This is a genomic window from uncultured Nevskia sp. (assembly GCF_903885465.1).
Classification (GTDB): domain Bacteria; phylum Pseudomonadota; class Gammaproteobacteria; order Nevskiales; family Nevskiaceae; genus Nevskia.
Window position 1 is genome coordinate 1 of the sequence record NZ_CAISIQ010000516.1, and the last position, 7,554, is coordinate 7,554.

At 60.6% G+C, this 7,554-nt stretch carries 7 protein-coding genes; 2 read left to right on the forward strand and 5 right to left on the reverse strand.

Annotation, left to right across the window (positions count from 1 at the left end; genetic code table 11):
• The 5 genes from QZY06_RS19830 to QZY06_RS19850 all read right to left on the reverse strand — a co-directional run.
• On the reverse strand, positions 1-848 hold an 848-nt coding region (locus tag QZY06_RS19830), incomplete at its 3' end, for an aromatic/alkene monooxygenase hydroxylase subunit beta (protein WP_295687430.1).
• Positions 849-856: 8 nt separating this feature from the next.
• On the reverse strand, positions 857-1,177 hold the full coding sequence (locus QZY06_RS19835; protein ID WP_295687431.1) for an MmoB/DmpM family protein: 321 nt from the start codon (positions 1,175-1,177) through the stop codon (positions 857-859).
• Positions 1,178-1,187: 10 nt separating this feature from the next.
• Positions 1,188-1,523, reverse strand: coding sequence for a Rieske 2Fe-2S domain-containing protein (locus QZY06_RS19840; RefSeq protein WP_295687435.1), 336 nt, complete (start codon positions 1,521-1,523; stop codon positions 1,188-1,190).
• Positions 1,524-1,531: 8 nt separating this feature from the next.
• Positions 1,532-1,816 carry a toluene-4-monooxygenase system B family protein gene (locus QZY06_RS19845; protein ID WP_295687437.1) on the reverse strand — a complete coding sequence of 95 codons (285 nt, stop codon included), beginning with the start codon at positions 1,814-1,816 and terminating at the stop codon, positions 1,532-1,534.
• A 91-nt stretch (positions 1,817-1,907) separates the two neighbouring features.
• Positions 1,908-3,410, reverse strand: a complete 1,503-nt coding sequence (locus QZY06_RS19850; RefSeq protein ID WP_295687439.1) for an aromatic/alkene/methane monooxygenase hydroxylase/oxygenase subunit alpha — start codon at positions 3,408-3,410, stop codon at positions 1,908-1,910.
• 763 nt (positions 3,411-4,173) lie between these two features.
• Here QZY06_RS19850 and QZY06_RS19855 point away from each other — a divergent pair.
• Positions 4,174-6,582, forward strand: a complete 2,409-nt coding sequence (locus QZY06_RS19855) for an MMPL family transporter (RefSeq protein ID WP_295687441.1) — start codon at positions 4,174-4,176, stop codon at positions 6,580-6,582.
• A gap of 64 nt (positions 6,583-6,646) precedes the next feature.
• The coding region (locus QZY06_RS19860; protein WP_295687443.1) for a DUF1329 domain-containing protein at positions 6,647-7,554 on the forward strand (908 nt) is incomplete at its 3' end.

The following is a 7,554-nucleotide window of genomic DNA, read 5'->3' on the forward strand; positions in this document are numbered from 1 at the left end:
ACGTCGGCATTGCCTTCGGTACCCAGCGCCATCTTGACCAGCGCGGTGGCCCAGCGGCGGTGACGTGCGGCATCGATCAGTTGCGCGTCGGCCAGCAGGCTCAAGGACAGGTCGCCGTTGTGTCGCCCGGCGTTGCCGAGCTGACGCAGCACGCATTCCTCGATCGCCGGCTTGGCAACCAGATTCAATGCCGTGAAGCATTCGGCCCAGTCGTAGGCGACGAGTACTTTTTCCATCAACTCGCGGATCCCTTGCCAGGCCGGATCCTGTTCCCAGTACGCCCGTTCGTTGACGCAAAAACCCTTGTCCGGAAACGTGGCCTGCAGTTCCTTGGTGCGATAGGCGGTGTGGCTCAGCCAGCGGAACGAGTCCATGCCTTGAAAGCTTGCGACGTTGCTGATCGTGCTCGCCGGCGCCATCTGCGCCATGTAGGCGGAGGCCATCTGGATGGTATGGAACAGATAGCGCGCTGGGGCGTACAGCCGGGCGAGCGTGCCGGCCCAAAGCGGGCTGAGCGCCTTGTCGTGCTCGCGCTCGTTGAACTGATCGAACAGACCATGAACATAGGTTTCCTGGCCGTCCTGCAGCAGGCAATAGGTGCGATAGATCAACTCGTCCGGATCGCGGAACGCGTTCCAGTCATCGTGCTTCAGCGGGCTGCCATTGCGATGCTGGATATACCAGCGATTCATGAACAGCTTCGTATCCAGTTCGTAGGGCGCGGCCGAACCGGGGCGGTCGTTGTAGTGCAGCGCGACCGACACGATTTCGTACTCGCTGGGTTTGCGCCGTCTTGCAGCCAGATGGCTCCAGGTCTTCAGCGGCTTCAGGATTTCAACTTCGCTCATGACAGCTCCTAGAGAGTTTTTTCAAAATAGAAACGAATTTGCTCGGAACCATTCTCGATACGACCCGAGAAGGAGCTCAGCTCGACTTCCAGTTCGTACATCTGGAATGATTTTCCAAGCATTTCCTCGATCGTCGTACGACGCAGGATCATTTCGCCCTCGGTCGAAATGCGGACGTAGGCGACCTTGTCGTCAATGGTGATGGTCTTGTCCGGATTGTCGACTTCGGCGGCTTCAGCCACCGCCTTGGCCAGCGCTCCCTGACGCAGCACGGGACCGACCCGGTTGTTGAGATGTGCGTTTGCAATATCGTTTCTGGTGCCGTTCAAGTCAGCGTCCTCAGGTCGCGGAAAACAGGGGCTTGATGCCCTCTATCTGCACCAGCACTTCGCCGTTTTCGACCTTGATCGGATAGCGGGCAAGTTGGGTGTGATCAGGATTGAGGCCCTTGCCGGAGTTGGCACAGAAGCTCCATTGGTGGGCGCGACAAATGACGGTCTTGCCGTCGAACTTGCCCTCGATCAGCGGGATGTCCTGATGCGGACAGGCCCCCTGGAAGGCGCAGGGTTCTCCACCCACTGGCCAGACCACGAGCACTTCCTCGCCGTCCACATCGAAGGCTTCCATCTCGCCTTCCCAGAGGTCGTCGAGCTTGCAGACTTTGTGAAACGTCATGACCGTTCTCAGTGTCGCGGCGCGCGAACGCTGCCGGCCGAGCCTTCCCAGTAGATCTCGACGCATTCCATCGGGCGCAGACCGGCATCGCCGACCTTGAGGTTGCGTGGGAACGCTTCGTCCGTGCCCTGTCGGCGCACGCGCAGCACGCCGGGCCGCGGTTTCACGCGACGTCCGACCGAGTGCACTGCGGCCGCGGCGGCGAGTTCATCCATGCTGTTTTCGGTATCGACGGCGAGCAACTGGAGGACGAAGTCTTCCTGGAAGTTCGACGTCAGTGGAAATAGAGCCATCGGTCTCTTGTCCCTGTAGGGTTCTTTGGGTTGTGCGTGCAAAGACCGCAAGCGCTTCCGCCTGCGGTCTTCAGTCTTGAGGCGGGCTTGCTCAGCTCGCTTTCTTGAGCCGTTCGGCGCGAACTTCGTCAAGCCAGGCGAACTTGAGCGCGTCTTCGCCCATTTCACCGGGCGCCAGGTTCATGTACTTCAAGGCGCCGCCGAGGTCCGGTGGCTGGATCTGGCCAGCGAGGAAGCGATCGACCAGCGACAGGTGATCCTGGTAACGGGTCGGCTCCTGCTCGAAGCACCAGCGGCAGCCTTCGGAGCAGAAGTGATAATCGCGGGCCTCATAGGTGAGCGAGAAATCGCGCGTCTTCCAGGCCGGGCCCGGCGTGAAGTTGATCGGCAGCTGACACATATTGCAAACCACCGGCAGCGTCACCGGCAGCGTCTGCTCCATCTTGTTGTCCAGCGCGTTGTCGGTGATCACATCCCAGCATTGGCCCCAGGTCGCGTTCCAACCCGGATACTTCTCCTCCAGCCACTCGCGCTCGGCAGGAGCCACGCCGGCAGCCGGATTCCACCAGACGGTCGGCCGCCAGAACCAGACGCCGAGATGCATGCCGTGATGCTGCTCGTCGATCTCGTGCAGGAAATCGTCCCAGAACCAGGGCTTGTCGAGACCCAGTTCAAGCAGCGAGCGCTCGAACTGCACCACGATCCACTCCTGCATGAACTCCTTGAACGACTGCTTCCGGTGCTCGAGCGGCGTGTAGTAATCCATCACCGGGCCAGTGAGGATCGAGAACAGCTTCCAGGCGCGCCAGATGGAAATGTCCACCAGTTTCTGCGCTTCCGCCTTCTTGCCGTTCTTGACCAGGATCTGCACCAGCGGTGCACCGATCTGCGCATGGCGCGATTCATCGGTCTGGATGCTCGAAATCAGACTGGAGAACGTCCAGTCGCCGGCTTCGGCCGCGTCAGCCGCCAGGCCGAGGAACTGCATGTTGGTGAAACCGGACTCGAAGGCGAAGGTCAGCGTCAGCGCCACGCCGACAGCGCCGCGGGTGACCATCACATCGTCGAAGAAGTGACGGGCGGCGATCATCGCCCACTCGTTGGTGTCGTAGGCCTTGAAGGCCCAGTCGAACTGACGGTCCTTGGAGACGTACTGGTGCGGGAAGAACAGCTGCAGCTGGCTGTGCCGGATCTCGTCCATCATTCCGAAGGTCGCCATGTTGCGCATGCCCGGTGCGCGACCGAAGCGCACCATGCGTGCTTCGGCACTCGACGCTGAATATTCGCCGCGGGCAATGGCACCAAAGTGCAGCTTGAGCACGGACAGCCAGCCCGGTGAAGCGTTTTCGAACATCTTGCTGCGCTCGAGCGCCGCCTTGACCGAATAGGCGCCTGCATCCTTCTCGCGCTGCACCTTCACGTATTCGGGATAGGTGGTCTTGTACGGCTCGTCGTACTCCTCGAACACTTCCGCCGGCAAGCCGAAGGCACTCGAAAGCTCTTCGGGAAACAACTCGCTTTCGGCGACGTACGTGGGCGTCCAGTTGGTGTCGCGCGCGATGTCATACCAGTCAAGACGATTCAAAACGGCCATGGGCGTGCTCCTCGGTGTTCTTCGGAATTCTGCTGCCCAGTGCCGGTGGCGAAAAGGCAGCAGCCCGATCAGTTGTTGAGCGACGAGTATTCGCACGGGCCAGCCGCGTCGGCAACGGTCTGCGAGGCGATATGCACGCAACAACAGTCACATTGCACTCCGCGTCATGCGCGTTCTAGTACGGTCAATCCCCAGTCCTCGGCGCTCCTTCGCCGATGGGCTTTGCTGCGCTGCGACCGAATATATGACGGCTTGGTAATTCTGTTCGGGCGGAGGCTTGCTCGAGCCAGAGCTCTTGCTTCGCGGCTCAGTGAGGGCGCCAAGCAAGCAGCGGAGTTCATCTCGTGGCCGCTGTTTCCTTTGGCTGTGGATCGTATCCGCAAAGCTCGCTTGAGCAGTAGGCAGTCCAGTGCTGAATGTTGTGCACTCGGGGACAGCGAAATTGCACAAGCCGTCAAGCGTCGCGGAACCACCTCCGAATAATCTAATCCCCAAGAAGGCCGCAGCTGGGCCGCGCACAAAAGAGCCGGATCGGGAATTCGGCCCAATCACCATCAGGAGGAGGAGTCATGTTGAATCCGCTCGTCGGCAGCAGTCCGGCAGTTGTGATGTGCGCCGGTGAAAATTCCCCCGCGATCGTAGTCAAGTGCCTTTCCGGCGCCGGCAAGAGCGAGGTCGTCTGCCGCTAATGGATAATTTCCGCTTCCGGTTGGCTGCATGGATTGTTAATCGGCGCAAGAGCGTCGGCATTTTCTTCATTCTGGTGACCTTGGCCTTTGCTGCCGGTCTGCCGAGGCTGGACATCCGGACGATCTTCGCCGATCTGCTGCCGGCCGATGATCCCTTCGTGCAGACGTATCGCGATCACCCGAATTTCGGCGATCCGCTGACCGTCACGATCATGCTGAAGCGGACTGACGGCCAGAAGATCTATAACGCCGACACGCTGCAGAAGGTCTGGACGTTGACCCGTGACGTCGATCTGATTCCCGGCATCGATCACGATCGCATTCTGTCGATCACGACCGAAAAGGCGACTTACGCCGAGGCGACTGCCGACGGCATCCAGATGCAGCCGCTGATGGGCAACGAGGTGCCGACAAATCCCAAGGACCTCGCGGATCTCGAACGCAAGGTCGAGCGCTCGCCCGTGGCCCGCGCCTTTCTCGTGTCGGCCGACCAGACGGCGACTCTGCTGCGTCTATCGTTCCGTGAGGACGACCAGCTCGACTATGCCAAGGTGTTCGCATCGATCGGCGACCTGACGCGGGCCGCGACCGACGACAAGCATGCCTTCAGCATCGTTGGCCAGCCCATCTTGACCGGCTGGGTCTACAAGCTGCAGAAGCAGACCTACATGATTTTCGGTGTGACGCTGACCTTGCTGGTCCTGGCGCTGGCCTTCTACATGCGCAATGTCACCGGCATCGTCGTCCCGATTGTCTGCAGCTTCGTCGCGGCGATCTGGGGCTTCGGCATGGTCGGCTGGCTTCGTTCGCCGATCGAGCCGCTGCTGATGGTGGTGCCGCTGCTGCTGGTCGCGCGCTCCTTTTCGCATTGCATCCAGTACACCGAGCGCTACTACGAGATCTACGCCCACGTCCGCAATCGGGTGAAGGCTTCGGAGATGACGCTGGCCGTGATGATGGCGCCCAGCGTGCTCGGCATCATGACCGACGTGATCGCGATCTTCGTGATCGGCGTTGCACCGATTCCCGCGATGCGCCGTTTCGCGCTGTTCTGCGGCATGTGGGCGGTCTACCTGATCCCGACCGGCGTCATGCTGATCGCGATCCTGCTGTCCTATCTGCCGCCGCCGAAGAACATCGACGCCATCGTTGGCGGTGCGCCGAAGAAGGGCATCCACAGGTTGCAGGAGATCCTGCTGCTGGGGATGGCCAAGCTCACCTATGGCACCCGGGCTCAAATGACTCTGATCGTGCTGACCGCAGTCACGACGGCCGCGATCGTGCTGGCGGGCCGGATTGCGATCGGCAATCCCGTTGAGGGCAGCAACCTGCTGTGGGCGAAGTCGGATTTCAACACCGCGGTCCGCGAGATCAACGACCACTTCCCTGGCGTGAACTCCCTGGAGATCATCCTCGAGTCGAAAGATCCTGAAAATGCGCAGGTTCGCGCGGCGCGCACCCTGGAGGCCTATCAACTCTCGAAGCAAATTCAGAGAGCGGCCGAGAGCGGTCCATTCCCGGCTCGCGTGACGCGCTCGTTCTCCGACGTCATTGACGAGGGCAACCGACTCTACTCGGGCGGCTATCCGGGCTGGCTGCCGGTCGATCCCAGCGACAAGTCAGTCGGTGCGGCTGCCACGGCTGTGGCCTTCGGCCAGAACCCGCTGAACTTCGCCGACATGACCGACTTCCATTACCAGCATTCGACGGTCTCGCTGTTCTACCGCGACAACAAGCAGGCCACCGTCGATGGCGCGCTGGAAACCGCGCGCAATGCCGTTGCGGCGGTAGGCGTCGAACACGAGCACATCCGCGTCCGTCTCGCGTCCGGAACGATCGCCTTGCAGCAGGCCATGAACAGTGTCGTCGAGCGCTATCACTGGATTCTGGTCGGCCTGTGCTGCGCGGCGATCTTCCTCATTGCCACCTATGCCTACCGCTCGGCAGTCGCCGCGATCATCCTGCTGGTTCCGACGCTGCTGGCGAATTTCTATCTGCTGGCAACGATGCATCTGATGGGCATCGGCCTGGACATCAACTCGGTGCTGGTGACCGTGCTGGGTGTCGGTGTCGGTATCGACTACGGCATCTATCTGTTGTCGCGTATCTGCGAGGAATACCACGCGCAGGGCCAGGATTGGGACAAAGCGATCACCGTTTCGATGACAACGACCGGCAAGGCGATCATGTTCACCGCCTCGATCATGCTGGTCGGCATCCTGCCCTGGTACTTCCTGTCGGACCTGAAATTCATGGCCGACATGGGATTGCTGCTGGCCGCGATCATGCTCATCAACATGGTGCTTGCGCTGATCATGCTGCCGCTGCTGGTGTGGCTGATCAAACCGAAGTTCGCAACCCGCACCGATCTGATGATCGGCGAGGGTATCGATCTCTCCCAATATGTAGCAGAGAGCAGCGGGGATGCATCGCACCCTATGGACGCAGGCAAAGACGGTTCCGCCTTGCTAGCCAGTAAATAAAAAGGGGCACCGGTTTATCGTCCCCGGGCATTGATCGGACGCTTTCAAGTGATGAGGAAATGACATGTTCAGAATCAGAAAGTACGACGTAGATTACGGTCGCCGCAAGATGATGCAGTCTGTGGCTTACGGTCTCGGCTCTGGCGTGCTGATGCCGCTCGACAAGGCCTACGCGAAGGACATCAACGACATCAGCAAGGCTTATCCGGATGAGCTGCTGTCGATCGAGACCCAGAGCAAGGGCAAGGTCAAGGTCGGCGACTACATCACCAAGGACAACGTCGAGCACGTCAAGCACCTGCTGGATCCGGGCGCTTACGAGCAGATCACCGGTGTGGAGGGTCGCAAGATCCGGATCAAGGCACCGACGCTGAATCCACGCGATCTGGATAACGGCGACTACTACGAAGCGACCATTGCCGACATCAAGTCCGGTCACAAGGCCAAGTGGGATGCCGACGGCAACGCTGTCGACGAAAACGGCAAGCGCTGGCAGGGCGGTCTGCCCTTCGTCAATCCGACGGAGGCCAAGCAGGTCTGGTGCAACATGGCCATGAACATCGGCCGTAACGATGCTGCTGCTTACGTCATCGAGCAGAAGGACATCGGCGCCAGCGGCAAGCTCGAATATCACTACAACTTCCAGTGGGTCGAGGTGAACAGCACCGGCCGTGCCGATCGCAAGGTCTTCAAGGGGCTGGAGAACGAGCTGCGTCGGCAGGCCGTGTTCTTCGCCGCTTCGCCGGACGTCCGTGGCACCTCGTTCCTGAGCGTCTGGGACTACGATGCGCGCAAGATTCCAGAGCTTTATGGCTACCTGCCGGAATTCCGCCGGGTGCGCCAGTTCCCGTCGAACCAGCGCTTCGAGCCGCTCGTTCCCGGTGCCGTGTGGTTCCTCAGCGATCCCTGGGCTGCCGGTGATCCCTTCCTGACCTGGGGCAATCACAAGATCGAGGCACGCAAGCCGATGCT

Coding starts and splice junctions, on each gene's coding strand:
- QZY06_RS19850 (WP_295687439.1), bottom strand. CDS start 3,410: ATGGCCGTTTTGAATCGTCTTGACTGGTATGACATCGCGCGCGACACC.
- QZY06_RS19840 (WP_295687435.1), bottom strand. CDS start 1,523: ATGACGTTTCACAAAGTCTGCAAGCTCGACGACCTCTGGGAAGGCGAG.
- QZY06_RS19845 (WP_295687437.1), bottom strand. CDS start 1,816: ATGGCTCTATTTCCACTGACGTCGAACTTCCAGGAAGACTTCGTCCTC.